At 35.5% G+C, this 16,226-nt stretch carries 17 protein-coding genes and 1 rRNA gene; 1 reads left to right on the top strand and 17 read right to left on the bottom strand.

Features of this window, described 5'->3' with window-relative positions; genetic code table 11:
- Window positions 1-99 precede the first annotated feature (99 nt).
- The 5 genes from rsmA to metG all read right to left on the bottom strand — a co-directional run bounded on the left by rsmA (window position 100) and on the right by metG (window position 6,036).
- Window positions 100-984, bottom strand: coding sequence for a 16S rRNA (adenine(1518)-N(6)/adenine(1519)-N(6))-dimethyltransferase RsmA (gene rsmA / locus CRO45_RS18995; protein ID WP_097151208.1), 885 nt, complete (start codon window positions 982-984; stop codon window positions 100-102).
- Entirely contained in the window at window positions 977-1,540 is a 564-nt protein-coding gene (gene rnmV, locus CRO45_RS18990) for a ribonuclease M5 (RefSeq protein WP_097151207.1), read from the bottom strand. Before rnmV ends, rsmA begins: the two co-directional genes overlap by 8 nt.
- Window positions 1,541-1,720: 180 nt before the next feature.
- Window positions 1,721-2,920, bottom strand: a complete 1,200-nt coding sequence (locus CRO45_RS18985; RefSeq protein WP_097151206.1) for a G5 and 3D domain-containing protein — start codon at window positions 2,918-2,920, stop codon at window positions 1,721-1,723.
- 132 nt (window positions 2,921-3,052) lie between these two features.
- Window positions 3,053-3,823, bottom strand: coding sequence for a TatD family hydrolase (locus CRO45_RS18980; protein WP_097151205.1), 771 nt, complete (start codon window positions 3,821-3,823; stop codon window positions 3,053-3,055).
- A gap of 245 nt (window positions 3,824-4,068) precedes the next feature.
- The gene (metG, locus tag CRO45_RS18975; protein WP_097151204.1) at window positions 4,069-6,036 is read right to left on the bottom strand and encodes a methionine--tRNA ligase; all 1,968 of its coding nucleotides are present in this window, start codon (window positions 6,034-6,036) and stop codon (window positions 4,069-4,071) included.
- A 340-nt stretch (window positions 6,037-6,376) separates the two neighbouring features.
- On the opposite strand from metG, the gene CRO45_RS18970 reads away from it, so the two are divergent.
- The gene (locus CRO45_RS18970; protein WP_097151203.1) at window positions 6,377-6,655 is read left to right on the top strand and encodes an AbrB/MazE/SpoVT family DNA-binding domain-containing protein; all 279 of its coding nucleotides are present in this window, start codon (window positions 6,377-6,379) and stop codon (window positions 6,653-6,655) included.
- 51 nt (window positions 6,656-6,706) lie between these two features.
- On the opposite strand, the gene rsmI is transcribed toward CRO45_RS18970, so the two are convergent.
- The 12 genes from rsmI to rrf all read right to left on the bottom strand — a co-directional run bounded on the left by rsmI (window position 6,707) and on the right by rrf (window position 16,223).
- Window positions 6,707-7,585, bottom strand: a complete 879-nt coding sequence (rsmI, locus tag CRO45_RS18965; RefSeq protein WP_097151202.1) for a 16S rRNA (cytidine(1402)-2'-O)-methyltransferase — start codon at window positions 7,583-7,585, stop codon at window positions 6,707-6,709.
- Window positions 7,566-7,841, bottom strand: coding sequence for a GIY-YIG nuclease family protein (locus CRO45_RS18960; protein WP_097151201.1), 276 nt, complete (start codon window positions 7,839-7,841; stop codon window positions 7,566-7,568). The genes rsmI and CRO45_RS18960 overlap by 20 nt, the downstream gene beginning before the upstream one ends.
- A complete protein-coding gene (locus tag CRO45_RS18955) occupies window positions 7,825-8,574 on the bottom strand; it encodes a tRNA1(Val) (adenine(37)-N6)-methyltransferase (RefSeq protein ID WP_097151200.1) in 750 nt (249 codons plus the stop codon). Before CRO45_RS18955 ends, CRO45_RS18960 begins: the two co-directional genes overlap by 17 nt.
- A gap of 223 nt (window positions 8,575-8,797) precedes the next feature.
- Window positions 8,798-9,160 carry a DNA replication initiation control protein YabA gene (gene yabA / locus CRO45_RS18950; RefSeq protein ID WP_097151199.1) on the bottom strand — a complete coding sequence of 121 codons (363 nt, stop codon included), beginning with the start codon at window positions 9,158-9,160 and terminating at the stop codon, window positions 8,798-8,800.
- Window positions 9,161-9,310: 150 nt separating this feature from the next.
- Window positions 9,311-10,126, bottom strand: a complete 816-nt coding sequence (locus tag CRO45_RS18945) for a PSP1 domain-containing protein (RefSeq protein WP_097151198.1) — start codon at window positions 10,124-10,126, stop codon at window positions 9,311-9,313.
- A complete protein-coding gene (holB, locus tag CRO45_RS18940) occupies window positions 10,119-11,123 on the bottom strand; it encodes a DNA polymerase III subunit delta' (protein ID WP_097151197.1) in 1,005 nt (334 codons plus the stop codon). Before holB ends, CRO45_RS18945 begins: the two co-directional genes overlap by 8 nt.
- A gap of 76 nt (window positions 11,124-11,199) precedes the next feature.
- Entirely contained in the window at window positions 11,200-11,640 is a 441-nt protein-coding gene (locus tag CRO45_RS18935) for a YaaR family protein (RefSeq protein WP_097151196.1), read from the bottom strand.
- Between the two features lie 92 nt (window positions 11,641-11,732).
- Window positions 11,733-12,062, bottom strand: coding sequence for a cyclic-di-AMP receptor (locus CRO45_RS18930; protein ID WP_097151195.1), 330 nt, complete (start codon window positions 12,060-12,062; stop codon window positions 11,733-11,735).
- Window positions 12,063-12,274: 212 nt separating this feature from the next.
- Window positions 12,275-12,913, bottom strand: a complete 639-nt coding sequence (gene tmk, locus CRO45_RS18925) for a dTMP kinase (protein ID WP_097151194.1) — start codon at window positions 12,911-12,913, stop codon at window positions 12,275-12,277.
- 19 nt (window positions 12,914-12,932) lie between these two features.
- Window positions 12,933-14,354: an aminotransferase class I/II-fold pyridoxal phosphate-dependent enzyme gene (locus tag CRO45_RS18920; protein WP_097151193.1), complete on the bottom strand. Its 1,422-nt coding sequence runs from the start codon at window positions 14,352-14,354 to the stop codon at window positions 12,933-12,935.
- 122 nt (window positions 14,355-14,476) lie between these two features.
- The gene (locus CRO45_RS18915; protein ID WP_097151192.1) at window positions 14,477-15,019 is read right to left on the bottom strand and encodes a GNAT family N-acetyltransferase; all 543 of its coding nucleotides are present in this window, start codon (window positions 15,017-15,019) and stop codon (window positions 14,477-14,479) included.
- 1,088 nt (window positions 15,020-16,107) lie between these two features.
- Window positions 16,108-16,223, bottom strand: a 5S ribosomal RNA gene (rrf, locus tag CRO45_RS18910).
- Between the last annotated feature and the right edge of the window lie 3 nt (window positions 16,224-16,226).

The following is a 16,226-nucleotide window of genomic DNA, read 5'->3' as shown; positions in this document are numbered from 1 at the left end:
AACAAAATATAATATTTTAACAGCAGATAATAATTCCTGTCAATATTTTTTCCATAAAAATATTGTTTTTTTAGTATTTTTTAAGGTATGTTCATGAAATTATTGTTTGAAAAAGTAGGGATATAGTGCATCAGCTAGTTTTCCAAACTCTTCAATCGATAATGTTTCACCTCTACGTGACGGGTCAATACCGCTTGATTCTAGTGCATCAAGAATATATTGCTTCTTTTCTTTTCCCTTTGTTAGGCCTGACTGTAAATTATTTAGGATTGTTTTTCTTCTTTGTGCAAATGAGGCCCTTGTTACTTCAAAGAAAAACTCTTCAGTGATCACTTTAACAGGTGGTTGATCGTGTTTAATAATTCGAATAACAGCAGAATCGACGTTAGGTTGTGGCATAAATACTGTTTTCGGAACGATCATCGCTACTTCAGCAGTACCGTAATATTGAATTGCAATAGATAATGAACCGTAATTTTTTGTACCCGGTTGTGCTGTAATTCGATCTGCTACCTCTTTTTGCATCATTACAACTAAACCTCGTATTGGCAAATTTTCAGTTAATAATTTTATAAGAATTGGCGTTGTTACATAATAAGGGAGATTAGCAACAACCATAATGTCCTTTAAATCAGGCATTTCTTGCTCTATAACTGATTGAACATCCGCTTTTAAAATGTCAGAATGAACTACTCTCACATTATTGTATGGACTCAGTGTATCTTCTAACACTGGCAATAGACGTTGGTCAATTTCAAATGCTACTACCTTTTTAGCAGCTCGAGCTAAATGTTCTGTTAATGCCCCGATTCCTGGTCCTACTTCAATTGCTCCACTTTCTTCAGTTAAATGTGCATGTTGTACAATATTCCTTAAAATATTTGGATCAATAATAAAGTTTTGTCCTAAACTCTTTTTAAACGAAAATCCATATTTATTTAGTATTTCTTTAGTTCGAATGGGTGTTGCGATGTCTTTATTCATTTGACTCCTCCTGGTCAAGTTGCATTACTGCATTAGCAAATTGTTCTACCGTAATTTGAAAAATTAGTAATCTTTTATGTAGTTGTTTACCATTTGTCATACCTATATTTAATAATTCACCTAATCGATATCTTCGCATTTTTGATTGAGGGTGTCCTATTAAACGAGCTGTCATTAAATCCTCAAGTGTTATCACTTCAGATGGATCTCCCTCACTAGGAGTGTAGATATTTTGTAACGCTTCACGAATATCCTCAACATTAGCGTGTTCGATTCCTAAACCTTTTCCGTTTTTAGCAATTGTTTTTTCTTTCGAAAGAAACGCATGCTTCACTCCTGGTACATGTTCTTCAATTATTGCTCTTATACGACGACCAGGGTAATCTGGATCAGTAAAAACGATGACCCCTCTTTTCTCTTGGGCATGTGCTATTCTTTTTAATGTTTCTTTTGAAATGGCAGAACCATTCGTTTCAATGGTCTCTGCATTCACAGCCCGTTTTATAGCAGTCGTATCATCTTTTCCTTCTACGACGATAATTTCTTTTATATCCAAAATACTTCCTCATTTCACATTACTCTTGACTATTTTAGCATACTTAAATTGAATAGCTCTCATTTCCTTTTCATCATAAATAAATATTAATATAAGTATTCCCAGAAAAACTCTTGTAAAACTAAAAAGCTTTCCTGAGTAAGTCAGGAAAGCTAAAATAATCTATTGGAAGTATTATTTTTAATCTAACACTTTAACTAGAACCTTTTTACGGCCCCATTTATATGCTTCAGATTTTGTTTGTACAAGTACGTCGATTTTATTTCCTTTAATAGAACCACCTGTATCACCAGCAATAGCATAACCATAACCTTCAACCCAAACTTTCGTTCCTAAAGGAATTACATCTGGATCAACAGCAATCACTTTTAAGTCAGAACTTGCTCTTAGGTTAATGCCTGTTGCTGAAGTACCTGAACAACCATTACAATACGGTGTGTAAGCTGTAGCTGTGGCGTAAAACTCTTTACTACTTGTTTCTGGTGCATCATTACGGGATACATTCGCAGTAACAACCTTTGTCCCAACAGAAACAACTTTTGTTGTAGGTTCTTTAATAACCTCTTCAGATTTTAATTCTTTTGCTACTTCTTTTCCGTTTTCTTTTGTTACTTCATAAGTACGAGAGACAATACCTTCCTCGCCTTGCGTCACGACTTTTTCTTGACCTTTTAGTAATGAAGAATCGGATTTAGTTTCAACAGCAAAATTTAATGGTTCTTCCACTACATCGGTAACTTTTTCTACTCGAACAATTGTGATTTTTTCTTCAGGAGTTACAACTTTCTCCAAATCATTTTCGACACGATCAAGTTCATTGAGTTTAATGTCTTGTTGCTTTAAAAAGTTAGCGACCGTAGTCGAAGTGGACCAAACCTTTCTTTCATCTAGTCCATCGACAAGCGTTACTTCAAACGCTTTTTGAATTTCAATTATATCATCTTCTAGAGTTTCGTCTAAAGCAACGGAAATATCGTCGTGCTCTGAGACTTTAATATTAGCTTCTTCCAATATTTCTTTTACAACATTTTCAGTTGTCCAAACATTCGTTTGTTCTCCGTCAACTGAAATTTTAACTATTCTTGCTTGTTCCCAGTTAATCGCCATACCTGCTGCGATTTCTGTATTCAATGAGGGTGATACTTTATCAAATTCTGTTATATCTATATTATTTTCTTGTAGTAGATCTTCTACTGTGTCTGCGTGTGTGAATATTTGTTGTTCTTCTCCGTTTGCTGACAGTACAACCGGAGTTTTCGTCCCTTCAAATAAAACGAACGAAATAACTGAAGCAAACAATACTAGTGATAGTATTCTTATAGTTGTTTGCTTACTCCTCAATGATCCAGAGAACAAGTTTTTCATGGAGAATTTTGACATGAAAAAACGCCTCCTCAATACTCGTTGCATTATACGTGCTTCGTTTTTGAAAGTCAACTTTATAAAAATCTTAGGAAAAGCACCGTAGCAGAAAATCCATATAAGACGCAGTATAGGAGACGTTTTGGTAATTTATACCGAAAGCTTAAATATTTTAATTGCGTTTGCGGAAGTTGCTCTTCCTACTTCTTCAACTGAAATCCCTTTTAAACGGGCAATTTCTTCAGCTACAAGCGGTACGAAAGATGGTTCATTACGCTTTCCGCGATATGGATGTGGTGCTAAATATGGTGCGTCTGTTTCAATTAATAAATGCTCTAACGGAATTTCTGTTGCGACTTCTTTTGGTGTTTTAGCATTTTTAAATGTAACAGGACCTCCTAAACTTATTATAAAGTTCATAGCAATACACTCTCTTGCAGTTTCAACACTGCCACTAAAACAGTGCATAATACCGCCGACAGATGCTGCGTTTTCTTCACGTAGTATTTTTACTATATCTCCTGTTGCTTCTCGATTATGAATAATTATTGGTAGATTTAACTTTTGTGCTAAACGAATTTGTTCTCTAAACAATTTTTGTTGGACATCTTTTGGGGATTTATCCCAATAATAATCCAATCCTGTTTCTCCAATTCCGACTACTTTCGGATGACTTGACAGCTCTTCAATCCACTTTAAATCTTCTTCTGTACAATCAATTGCATCAACAGGATGCCACCCAATAACGGCATAGATAAATTCATATTCATCCGCCAATTTCATGGCTCTTTCAATTGTTTTTCGATCAAATCCAACTACAATCATTTTTTCAACTTTTGCTTCTAATGCTCTTGTAATTACTTCTTGCAAATCCTCATCATACTGATCTGCATTTAAATGTACGTGTGTATCTATAAACATTTTTATTCTCCTAGCATCAATTGTATTGAAATTGTCTATTACTTATTTCACATTCAAATTACATTTCTATTACAAATTAGCCCTAATTAGAGTTTTGTAATCAATTTGTAATAATGTCGAATTCTTTACTTTGTCATAATTTTGGTAAAAAAATCTACTACAGTTAATATTTGGATAACCTATTTAGAATGAAAAACCTGCTGAACAACTCATTGTTCAACAGGCAATCTTCTATATAAAGTCTGTTATTTTACTTTTGCACCGTTTTGTAATTTTGAATCCACAGTTGCTACTGATAATAGACCTTCATGCGAACCAGCTAAAATCATTCCTTGAGATAGTTCACCTCGAAGTTTTACCGGTTTAAGGTTCGTTACAACAATTACCTTTTCTCCAATAAGATCTTCTGGTTTATAGTGGGCAGCAATTCCTGAAACCACTTGTCTTTGCTCATAGCCAAGATCTACTTGTAGTTTTAGTAATTTATCCGCTTTAGGAACAGGCTCACAAGCCACTACTGTTGCAACACGAAGATCAATTTTTTGGAAATCTTCAATTGATATTTCAGGCGTAGTAGGTATCTCTACAGCTGCTTTCTCTCCTTCTTCCTTCTGAGGAGTTTTAACAGATGATCGCATTTGTTCTCGAATATATGCAATTTCCTCTTCCGCTTCTAAACGAGGGAAAATTGGAACGCCTTTTTCAACTACCTTTGTTTCCTCAGCAATTACATTTCCAAAGTTTTCGATTGATTCCCACGTCAAATAATTATTAGATAATCCCAGTTGTTCTGCTATTTTCTTTGGTGTCGACGTCATAAATGGCTGTAACATAACTGCAATATGACGCAAACTTTCGGCTAAATTCGCCATAACTGACGCTAATTTTCCTTTGTTGCTTTCGTCTTTTGCAAGTACCCATGGTGCTGTTTCATCGATATATTTATTTGTTCTTGAAACAAGAGACCAAACATCAGCAAGTACGACACTAAATTGCATTTTTTCCATATTTTCTTCAAATTTACTTTTCGTTTCGATAGCATGAGATTTTAAGACGGCATCAAATTCCGTCTCTTCTAATCCCGATGTTGGAATAACACCATCGAAATACTTATTCATCATAGAAACTGTACGGTTGAGTAAATTTCCTAAATCATTGGCTAAGTCAAAATTTGTACGTTCAACAAAGGATTCAGGTGAAAATACACCATCAGATCCAAATGGCAACTCACGAAGTAAGAAATATCTAGTTGCATCTAACCCATAACGTTCAATTAACATTTCAGGGTAAACAACGTTCCCTTTTGATTTTGACATCTTACCATCTTTCATCATGATAAATCCGTGAGCAAACACCTTTTTAGGTAGTGGTAAATCCAACGCCATTAGGAATATTGGCCAGTAAATCGTATGGAAACGTACAATGTCTTTTCCTACTACATGCACATCTGCTGGCCAGTATTTATTGAATAATTCTTCGTTGTCCGTTCCGTACCCAAGTGACGTAATATAGTTCGATAATGCGTCTACCCAAACATAAATTACATGTCTTGGATCGCCAGGTACTTTAATACCCCAGTCAAATGACGTTCGAGAAACAGATAGATCTTCTAAACCAGGCTTAATGAAATTATTAATCATTTCATTTTTGCGTGATTCAGGCTCAATAAATTCAACATTATCTTCATAATATTGTAACAATCTATCCGCATATTTCTTCATATTGAAAAAATAGGATTCTTCTTTTACTTTATGAACTGGTCTACCACAGTCAGGGCAGTTCCCATTTTCTAATTGCGTTTCAGTATAGAAAGATTCACAAGGTGTACAGTACCAACCTTCATACTCACCTTTGTAAATATCCCCATTGTCTAAAAACTTCTGGAAAATTACCTCTACACTTTTCACATGTCGTTCTTGTGTAGTTTGGATAAAGTCATCATAAGAGATATCCATTTGAGCCCAAAGTTTTTTAGCTGCTTCTGCAATTTCGTTTACATAGTCTTGCGGATGTTTTCCAGCTTCATTTGCTTTTTCTTGAATTTTTTGGCCATGCTCGTCCATACCTGTTAAAAATCGAACATCATATCCACGTAATCGTTTATATCGTGCCATTGTGTCAGAGGCAACTGTTGTGTATGCCGTACCAATATGGAATTTACCGCTTGGATAATAAATAGGTGTCGTTATATAAAATGTCTTTTTTTCGTTCACTAGAAAACTGCCTCCAATTTATATTCATATATTATTTATTCTAACTAAGTAAGAAAATGGTTTCAATGAAAGAATATTAAGAATGGTTTCTGACTAATAATAGTGTAAATATATTATCAAATTAGGGAACAATACAATATCAGATATCGTTTTATATTAATAATCTAACTTTTTTATATTATTTAAACAAATTGTCACAAAAAATTAGTTATTTAGAATTTGCAATATGCTAATTAATTGACGTTTATGGTATAACTTGGTATTATACTATTCAGACAGATAGAAATATGTCGAAACGTGGCGAATAATACGAGACAATTTTAGGAGGAAAATATAATTTATGAAATCAACTGGTATCGTTCGAAAAGTAGATGAATTAGGGCGCGTTGTAATACCAATAGAACTTCGACGTACATTGGGAATCGCCGAAAAAGACGCATTAGAAATCTACGTAGATGATGATCGCATCATCCTTAAAAAATATATGCCAAATATGACATGTGCTGTTACAGGTGAAGTTTCAGAAGAGAATTTCCGTTTAGCAGATGGAAAACTGATTTTAAGCCCTGAAGGCGCAGAAATTTTAATGAGAGAAATCCAATCTAACTTAAAAAAATAGATAAAAAAGCGCTACTGCAGAATCTAAATTTCTATAGCTAGCGCTTTTTGTTTAGATGTTTTGATGATATTGTTGGTAAACATCTCTTTTTGGAATACCCCTTAACTTTGCAACCTCTTTAATAGCATCTTTTGAAGTGCAGTTTTCGTTTTCTATTAGGTAATCGATATGCTCCACTACACTCATATTATCCCAATAGGTTTGTTCCTCCTCTAACTCTTCAACGGAACTTCCTTCAATAATTATACAAAATTCTCCTCGAATTTCATTGTTTGTAGCCCATTCAACTGCTTCTGAAATGGAGCCTCGTAAAAATTCCTCAAATTTCTTTGTAAGTTCCCTAGCTAAAACAATTTGACGATCGCTACCTAATACTGATTCCAAATCTTTTAGTGTTTCTTTTAAACGATGTGGAGCTTCGTAAAAAATAATCGTCTCATCTTTTCTTGAAATTTTTTCAAGTTGTTTACGACGTTCTTTTTTTTGTCGATCTAAAAACCCAAAGAAATAAAATGGTTGTGGGGAAATTCCTGAAGCAATCAATGCTGTTAGTGCTGCATTAGCCCCTGGAATTGGAACAACTGCAAAATCTTCTTCAATAGCTTTAACAACAATATCTGCCCCAGGGTCTGAAATACATGGAAGACCTGCATCACTAACAAGTGCAACAGACTTTCCCTCTCTTAAAAATTGAAGAATCTTCTCTCCACTATGCTCTTGATTATGTTCATGATAACTCACTAGAGGTGTCGTAATTTCAAAATAGTTGCAAAGCTTTTTAGTATTACGTGTATCTTCTGCAGCAATGATATCTGCTTCTTTTAATATTCGTAGTGCACGCATTGTGATATCTTCTAAATTGCCGATAGGAGTTGCCACTAAATAAAGACAACTACCTTGTTCATGTTGGCTACTTTTTTGAGATTTCATGTTGTCCTCCAATGTATTGTAGTTTTGCACGTCGATCTAATTGTTTGAAGGCGTATTCTGCACGCATCGCCTCTTGTTTAGTTTCGTATGTCTCATAATAAACACACTTAACGGGTGTGCGTGGTTTCGTATACTTCGCACCTTTTCCTGCATTATGAGTGGCAATTCGTTTTTCTAGATTATTTGTATAACCTGCATATAAAGAGTCGTCCGCGCATTCAAGTACATAGAAGAAATGTTTAGGCTTTGTCTCCATATAATATCTCACTCACTTCTTGTGTATACTGATTTTGGTCATTATACACATATAATGGCGGTAAAACTTTTAAATCTGGTTTACCATCTTTAATTCCTTCTATTAATAATGTGTTTGCTTCTTTCCCCATTTTAGGATACACAAATCGTATACGCTTTGGCTCTAGTCGATTTTCCCTCATAGCAGTAACGATATCAAGTAAACGACCTGGACGGTGAACAAAGGCAGCTTTTCCACCTTGCTTTAAAAGACGACTGCTCGCTTCAATCGCTTCATTTAATGTTAGATGAATCTCATGTCGAGCAATTGCATAGTGCTCACTCGCATTTTTATCGCTAAGTTCATTGGCCGTAAAATAGGGAGGGTTACAAGTGACAACATCATACTTTTCAATCCCTAAAGTTGGTGGCACCTCTTTCACATCACCATGAACCATAGATATTTGCTGTTCTAACTTATTATATTTTATACTCCGTACAGCCATATCATATAGTCGCTCTTGTATTTCCACACCAATTAAATTTGCCTTTGTTCTAGCACTTAAAAACAATGGAATAACTCCATTCCCTGAACAAAGATCTACGATGTTTCCTCTCTGTAAAGGTACACTAACAAATCTAGATAAAAGAACAGCATCTAACGAAAATGAAAAGACAGAGGGACTCTGAATTATTCGTAAATCTTCCGCTAATAAGTAATCAAGCCGTTCATCGTCCTTTAACCACTGTTCCAATAACAATACCTCCTATCTTCATAAGAAAAGACTGAATCCCACAAACTAGTGGTTTCAGTCTTTAAAATTTCTAAATTTAATAAAGCCAAAACATCTAAGATTATGGCTCGCCTAGTAGCAATCTAAATATGTACAACTAAGCTTTTCCAAAACATTCTTTAAATCTGTCGCATTACTGGAAAGGTTAAATTTCTTCGTATGGGACTAATCCATAGCCAAAGAATTAACCATTTTGTTTGTTTAAAAATGAGAGACAAAATAGACAATCTTCACCTTTTCGCAAACTTCCAAAATGGACATGACAAACATGGAAGCCTTCATGATACAAACGGGCTAAATTATCATATCCTTCACCAATTTCTATAGCTCTACCTGGTTTATCATTACTATTTTTATCAGACTCATCACCGTTCTGAGATAACAGTTCTTCTAAACGCCGACGTAAGTGAAGGTTTTCCGTTTGAAGGGTTTGATGGTCTTCCACCATATGTGCAACAAATTGTTTTAGTTCATTATATTGTTGCTGTAATAGTTCGAGCTGTTGTTCGAACTCCATAACAGAATCTAAAAATTTACGGTCCTTCACGAAAAGCCCACCCCACTTAAGATTAATCAATCAAATTTGCCTTGGCATATCTGTACCTGTTTGTTTGGCACAGCCAAAACATCTGCGACTGACGCAAACTTTCGTAGCATTTAATGTTTATAGTAAAACATTAGCTAAACCTATTACTATCTATATAAAGTTTTTCTCACATTCAAGTATTTCTTCAAGAGAATACTCTGCAGTTCTTTCCTGCTCTTCTAAGTATACTTGAATGATTCGTTCAAGGACATTGATTCCTACTACTTTTCCATATCCATCAGGTGTCATTGTTAGTTCACCAATATCTGGCATACCTTCTTTTGCATTTTCGTAATCGTCATTTTCATATTTTAAACAACACATTAAACGACCACATATACCAGAGATTTTCGTTGGATTTAGCGACAAATTTTGATCTTTTGCCATTTTTATAGAAACGGGATCAAAGTCTCCTAAGAAAGTTGAACAGCAAAGCATACGTCCACATGGACCTATTCCACCTAATAATTTTGCTTCATCTCGTACCCCGATTTGACGAAGTTCAATCCTAGTTCTGAAAATTGCAGCTAAATCCTTAACAAGTTCACGGAAATCTACTCGACCTTCAGCAGTGAAATAGAATATGATTTTATTTCGATCAAATGTATATTCAACATCAACTAACTTCATATCTAATTGATGTTCAGTTATTTTTTGATTTGCTAATTCAAAAGCTTTTTTTGACTCAGCTTGATTTTCTTCTACTTGAAGTATGTCACGTTCATCCGCTGGGCGAAGTACTTGTTTTAAAGGTAAAACAACATCTTTTTCGCCAACTTGCTTCATAGGAACAACAACTTTTCCAAACTCAACCCCACGGGCTGTCTCTACTATTACATGCTGTCCCTTTTCTAGTAGATACATCGCAGGATCAAAATAATATATTTTACCCGCCTTTTTAAAGCGGACTCCGACTACATTATACAAATGTATATCCCTCCTGCAGATTCAGCATAAGCTGCTCCATCATAAGCGTTCGATTCATATTACGCTGTAAATTTTGTCTTGCTTGTAAAATAGCTTGCATTTGATTTGATAATTGTTCATATGAACTATGTAAAGCTATATCTTTAAAATTTGCTAACATGTCTGGATAAACAAGTACACTTTTCAAATCTGCCTTTACAGCGACAATATCTCTATATGCAAAAAGCAATAAATCGAGAGCTTGCTCAATTTCACTTTTTTCTTTCAATGAAGGAATCCAATCTTCATACACAAGAAACAATGCTTCATGTATATTCTTTTTGACTGCTTCAACTAATTTTAACACTGTTTTTCTAACATGTGCAAACTGCTCGTCATTTGCTAATAAAATAGCTGTATCAATATCATTTGTTACATGACTAACAGTAGAGGCCATTGAGAATGAAATTCCTTGCCCTTGCAACTGTTCCATTAAAGTCTCACGAGATACATTAGAAAATTTTATATGCTGACATCTCGATTGAATTGTTGGCAGTATTGAGTGATATGCTTCAGTTAACAGTATTGCTGTTACTTCGCCTTCAGGTTCCTCAAGAAATTTAAGTAATGTATTCGCCGACGAATTATTTAATCGATCCGCATGATAAATAATATAAAATTTGCGGCCATCTTCAAATCCTGTTCTTGTCATACCTGAAATGAGATCGCGAATTTGATCGATTTTAATAAACTGTCCGTCTGGTTCAATTTGAAGTAAATTGGGGAAATTCCCAGATTCAATTCTTTTACAATTTCTACATGTTTCACATGGAACATTTTTCGACACGTTAAGACAGGCACACAATTTCACAAAAAACATTGCTACGTCTTTTTTTCCAGTCCCTTTTGCACCATCGAATATATATGCATGTCCAGTTCGATTTTTTTCAAAGATTGCTTGAAGTTGTTTCATTACAACTGGTTGTACTTTTGTTAGTTTATCAATCGTTTCTGTCATCGCTTTCACCTAATTCTATAAGAAAGTTATCCTTATACTTTAGAAAAAATCCCGTGTCGTAATACAAACACGGGCTTTACATATATAAATTAATTAATAATCCTTTAATTTCACCGATTTTATCGAGCAAATCTATCGTTGCCTTTTCTTCGTTTAAAAGATCCTCGGCTAGTTCAACTAACTTTTCATCGATTGTTTCTACAACCTTTAGTCGGCGTCCTTCACCATAACGGTTCCAAGTGTGTGATTGTTTCATTTCAAGACCATAATTTACTGCCTCTTGTAGAAAACGTTTCACAAGCATTTTAAAGCGAGCTAATTCCCTTAGATTTCGAGATCTAGCCACTCTTTCACCTGCTGATGAGATATCACCTAATAATCTTGTTAGTTGCTCGTGTTGCATCTTCGTACCTTGTTTTACAACCATCTCACCAAAGCGATTGCCAACGTGACTACCTTGTTTCATTTCGTGTTGGTTTGCTTTTAATCCTACACGTAAATCTTGATTTATTTTCAATTATTTCGCCTCCACACCTTTTGGACGCTCTGCTTAGAAAATTGATTTAACAAAAGCATTTTAATTATTTATACATTGCTTCAATTGTTAACTTAGAAGTGATGGAACTGTTCAATTGGTAATACAAAGACTGTAGCTCCGCCTACTTCTACTTCAACAGGGTATGGAATATAAGAGTCCGCATTTCCTCCTAAAGGAGAAACTGGAGAAACAAGTTGTTCTCTAGAGCGACAATTATCACGAATAAGGTCAAGCAACTGAGGAATTTTGGAATCATCTGTCCCTATGAGAAAAGTTGTATTTCCTGAACGAAGAAATCCACCTGTACTTGCTAACTTAGTAGCACGGAAATTATTTTTCGTTAATGCGCCGGCCAAGCGATTACTATCCTGATCCTGTACAACAGCTACAACTAATTTCATCTCAACCACTCCTCATTTTTATTAAAATTCGTGTCAATTCCAACGAATGCATTTATATAATATATGAATGTATAGCCCCTAAACGTTCTAACTCTAACGAAGAAATGTCTTTATATTAAAAGGCGCCTTCTATTTACAATTGTCATAAGTTTCGTGGGTTCAAGAAATAAAGTGAAATATTGCTATCATTATAGCACAAGAAGATAGAATACTCATTTCTTTTCGTCTAGAAAATCTGTTAAAATGTCCCATACTCTTTCTACTACTTGCTCTAGTGGTTCTGCCGCATTAATTTGTTTTATTCTTTTTGGATATCGTTCCATTACAAGGTGGTAACCTTCTCTTACCTTTTCATGAAATGCTATACTTTCAATATCTAAGCGATTTACTTCACGTGAACTATGTGCCTGTATTCGAGCTAGTCCAACGCTTGGTTCTAAATCAAATAAAATTGTAAAATCAGGCATTCTCTTTCCAATAGCAAACTCATTAATAGCAAGAACTTCATCAATACCAATTCCACGAGCATGTCCTTGATATGCTAATGATGAATCAATAAACCGATCACATAATACAAGTTTCCCTTCGTTAAGAGCTGGCATCACTTTTTCATAAAAATGCTGACTTCTAGCTGCAGCGTATAATAGAGCTTCTGTTCGTTCATCCATAGCTGTATGTGCAGGGTTTAAAATTACTTCACGTATCTTTTCAGCAATCTCTATTCCACCTGGCTCTCTCGTTGATAGAACATCTATATTTTGGGTATGCATGCGTTCTACTATCTTTTGTAATACCGTAGTTTTACCTGACCCCTCTGGTCCTTCAAACGTTATAAATAAATTTCTTTTCATTTTTATATTCCTCCGACTGTTACTTTATGACATAGATTAGCTTTTTCTCTAGTTGATGTTGTCCTTGAAACGAAGCACCCATCATAAGTAACTCTTCTAGCTGACTTAATTTTGAAACAGTAATCTTTTCTCCTGGCACAAATAATGGAATACCAGGCGGATAAGGGATAATCATTCCTGCTGCTACTCGACCAATAGAACGAGTATAGGGTATCCATTCCTTTTCAGATTGCTCAAGTAGATCATAAGAATATTCCGGCATTACAATCTTAGTTATGTCTATTGAATGAGTCTCTAATAGTTTAGCAAGCCTTGGCTCTTTCTTTAACTCAATTACCGCATCCTTAATTTTTGAACGTAATTCAGCAAAAGGATAGTTTTGCCCTGTTTTTAATAAAGGTAAAATAAGTAGCACTTGATGAGAATCGGCTAATTCTACATATATGTTATTTCTTTCAAGAGCGGATTGGAGTTGAAAACCTGTATATCCGTTTACTCTTAAAAGTATTTTTAACGGATCGTCCACTTCAATAACTTGTAAAGATTCGATTAATTGTAATGCTTCAATCCATAATTTTCTTTTGTTAAGGAAATAAACCCCATCACTCTCTAAATACGTTTGTACATAATGTCTTGCATCGTCTAATGAGGCTAAAAGCAAATAAGATGGACTGCTAGACTGCAACATACGTAAATAGTGGTTTACCTTCTCAACATTAACAAGATTAGATTTAATATGCAAAAATGACGCCATTGTCATAGCAGGTAAGGTCTTATGCGCCGATTGAACAACTACATCTGCACCGAGCTCTAATGCGGAAGGTGGAAACATACTACTTGCAACTAAATGTGCACCATGGGCTTCATCCACTAAAACGGGTATGTTCAACGAATGACATATTTCAATTTGAGCCTCTAATTCCTTTGAAGCCATCCCGTAATAAGTTGGATACGTGAGTACTACTGCATTTATATTTTTATGTATTTTAAGAGTTTCTTCTAAAGTTTCAAATGAAACAGACGTATAAGTTTGTGTTTTTACATCCCACTCAGGTGTCACATAAACCGGTGTTGCTCCAACTAATTCAAGTGCATGAAAAATCGATTTATGTGCATTTCGCTGAACAACAATCTTTCCATTTCTTTTTGCTGTAGCATAAATCATTGCAAGGTTTCCTACAGTTGAACCATTCACTAAGAAGTAGCTACGATCTGATTGATATGTTTCTGATAATAATTGTTCAGCCTTAAGTATAGCTTCTTCTGGATGATGGAAATCATCTAACCCTGTTAGCTCAGTTACATCATATGTTAACGCCGATTTTAATTCATTTGGTAATGTTGATAACAAACCATTTTTATGGCCAGGGACGTGCATTGAAATTGGTTCTTTTTCTACGAACCTTTGTAATGCTTCTACCAATGGTTTTTCTTTCTTCATAATCTCACTCCGTTCAATTCTCTTCTTAATTATACTAATTTAAAGCACCAATTCGAAACCTTAAATAAAAAGAGGATTGAATTCATATCAATAGAATTTAATCCTCGTTGGTTTGGTAGTGCCTATTTGATTTTCTCGTTATGAGTTAGTTTGTCTAAAACATCTTCAACGTTCTCCCATACATAAATCCGTTCACTTAAAAGTTTCCCACCAATTTGTATAGAGACCGTATTATATAACTTTGCACCATAACGCTCGTAGAAAGAGCACGTCTTATTTTCTTCTAGCACCTCAACAAATACTTTCTCATACCCTAACTGCTTGATTTGTAAAAATAGTTGCTCGAGCAGTTTTTTTCCTAATCCTTGCCCTTGATATTCTTTAAGTAAGTAAATTGACGTTAAGTCTGTTGAATTAGGGACTGTATTCGTTTCCCGTTTCCAAAAATCCGCAAACCCAACAATTTTACCTTCTGCATTCTCTGCCACGTAGATGTGAGTTTCTGGCTTCGTAATATTACGGATCCACAGTTCTGCCCTTTTATCATAGGATAAATTATTTAAAAACTCCTGTGGAATGATTCCTTCATAAGTCGTCCTCCAACTATCCACGTGAACCTTTGCAATTCCTTCAGCATCTTCAAGCTTCGCCAATCTAATTGTCATCACCTTCACCCCTTAGGGTATGATTCTATATGATTTTTAAAATTCCTTGTATGGGGATCAGTTTTTATAATTGAAGTAAATAGTGGTTACATGGTTGCTTAATTGAGCTTTCTGGTGGAAGTAGTCTTCTTTCCTTTTATCATGACTACTTTTGTTTAGTTATCTAATGAAAATAATCCTGAAATCTCTTATCAAAACCACTTTTGGTTATTTTTCTAATGAAAATGGTTCTGATACCTCTTATCAAGACCACTTTTGGTTCATTCTCTATTGAAAATGGGCCTGATTCCTCTTATCAAGACCACTTTGATTAGTTCCTCTATCGAAAACGGTCCTGATACCTCTTATCAAGACTAATTTGATAGACCTCTTTGTTGGATATGGTCTTATCGACTTTATATTCCCCTTTTCATACAATACCTTCATTATTCTTTTAGTTACTATTCTCAACTACAACTATGAACCTGTACTAAATACTCAGCGGTGTCATTGCGAAGCGATCGTTCACTCTCACAGGGGGAGCCCCCAACTTCCATCGGCACTATCTCGAAGCGCGATGACCGGCGGATTTCTGCGTCACCTGCGTCGCTTGCGGTACTCATGTACATAGTACATTCCGTTCCTCACTCCTTGGTTCCTTGAACTCCTTGGTCCTCACACTTCTCGAACCTTTACTTATAATTGTTTATGCTATGTATTTAAAATCGTTTCTCAAGACGCGCCGAAACCTTCGGTTCATTATGGTAGTTGGGCATAAAAAAACACCACTGATTCATCAGCGGTGTCAGTTGCGAAGCGACGTCCTACTCTCACAGGGGGTGCCCCCAACTTCCATCGGCACTATCTCGAAGCGCGATGACCGGCGGATTTCTGCGTCACCTGCGTCGCTCCGGTACTCATGTACAAAGTACACTCCGTTTCTCACTCCTTGGTTCCTTGAACTCCTTGGTCCTCCCACTTCTCGAACCTTTACTTATAATTGTTTTTGCTATGTATTTAAAATCGTTTCTCAAGACGCGCCGAAACCTTCGGTTCATTATGGTAGTTCGGCATAAAAAAACACCACTGATTCATCAGCGGTGTCAGTTGCGAAGCGACGTCCTACTCTCACAGGGGGAAGCCCCCAACTACCATCGGCGCTAAAGAGCTTAACTTCCGTGTTCGGTATGGGAACGGGTGTGACCTCTTTGCCATCATCACTTCACTT

The sequence above is a fragment of the Ureibacillus acetophenoni genome (genome assembly GCF_900220965.1).
GTDB classification, from domain to species: domain Bacteria; phylum Bacillota; class Bacilli; order Bacillales_A; family Planococcaceae; genus Ureibacillus; species Ureibacillus acetophenoni.
Note: the sequence above shows the minus strand (reverse complement) of the source record. Positions and strands in the feature narration are given on the sequence as shown.

Excerpts from the sequence above, each read along its gene's own strand:
- rsmA (WP_097151208.1), bottom strand. The coding sequence starts at position 984 with ATGAATAAAGACATCGCAACACCCATTCGAACTAAAGAAATACTAAAT.
- CRO45_RS18985 (WP_097151206.1), bottom strand. The coding sequence starts at position 2,920 with ATGTCAAAATTCTCCATGAAAAACTTGTTCTCTGGATCATTGAGGAGT.
- CRO45_RS18980 (WP_097151205.1), bottom strand. The coding sequence starts at position 3,823 with ATGTTTATAGATACACACGTACATTTAAATGCAGATCAGTATGATGAG.
- CRO45_RS18970 (WP_097151203.1), top strand. The coding sequence starts at position 6,377 with ATGAAATCAACTGGTATCGTTCGAAAAGTAGATGAATTAGGGCGCGTT.
- rsmI (WP_097151202.1), bottom strand. The coding sequence starts at position 7,585 with ATGAAATCTCAAAAAAGTAGCCAACATGAACAAGGTAGTTGTCTTTAT.
- CRO45_RS18960 (WP_097151201.1), bottom strand. The coding sequence starts at position 7,841 with ATGGAGACAAAGCCTAAACATTTCTTCTATGTACTTGAATGCGCGGAC.
- holB (WP_097151197.1), bottom strand. The coding sequence starts at position 11,123 with ATGACAGAAACGATTGATAAACTAACAAAAGTACAACCAGTTGTAATG.
- CRO45_RS18930 (WP_097151195.1), bottom strand. The coding sequence starts at position 12,062 with ATGAAATTAGTTGTAGCTGTTGTACAGGATCAGGATAGTAATCGCTTG.
- tmk (WP_097151194.1), bottom strand. The coding sequence starts at position 12,913 with ATGAAAAGAAATTTATTTATAACGTTTGAAGGACCAGAGGGGTCAGGT.
- CRO45_RS18920 (WP_097151193.1), bottom strand. The coding sequence starts at position 14,354 with ATGAAGAAAGAAAAACCATTGGTAGAAGCATTACAAAGGTTCGTAGAA.
- CRO45_RS18915 (WP_097151192.1), bottom strand. The coding sequence starts at position 15,019 with ATGACAATTAGATTGGCGAAGCTTGAAGATGCTGAAGGAATTGCAAAG.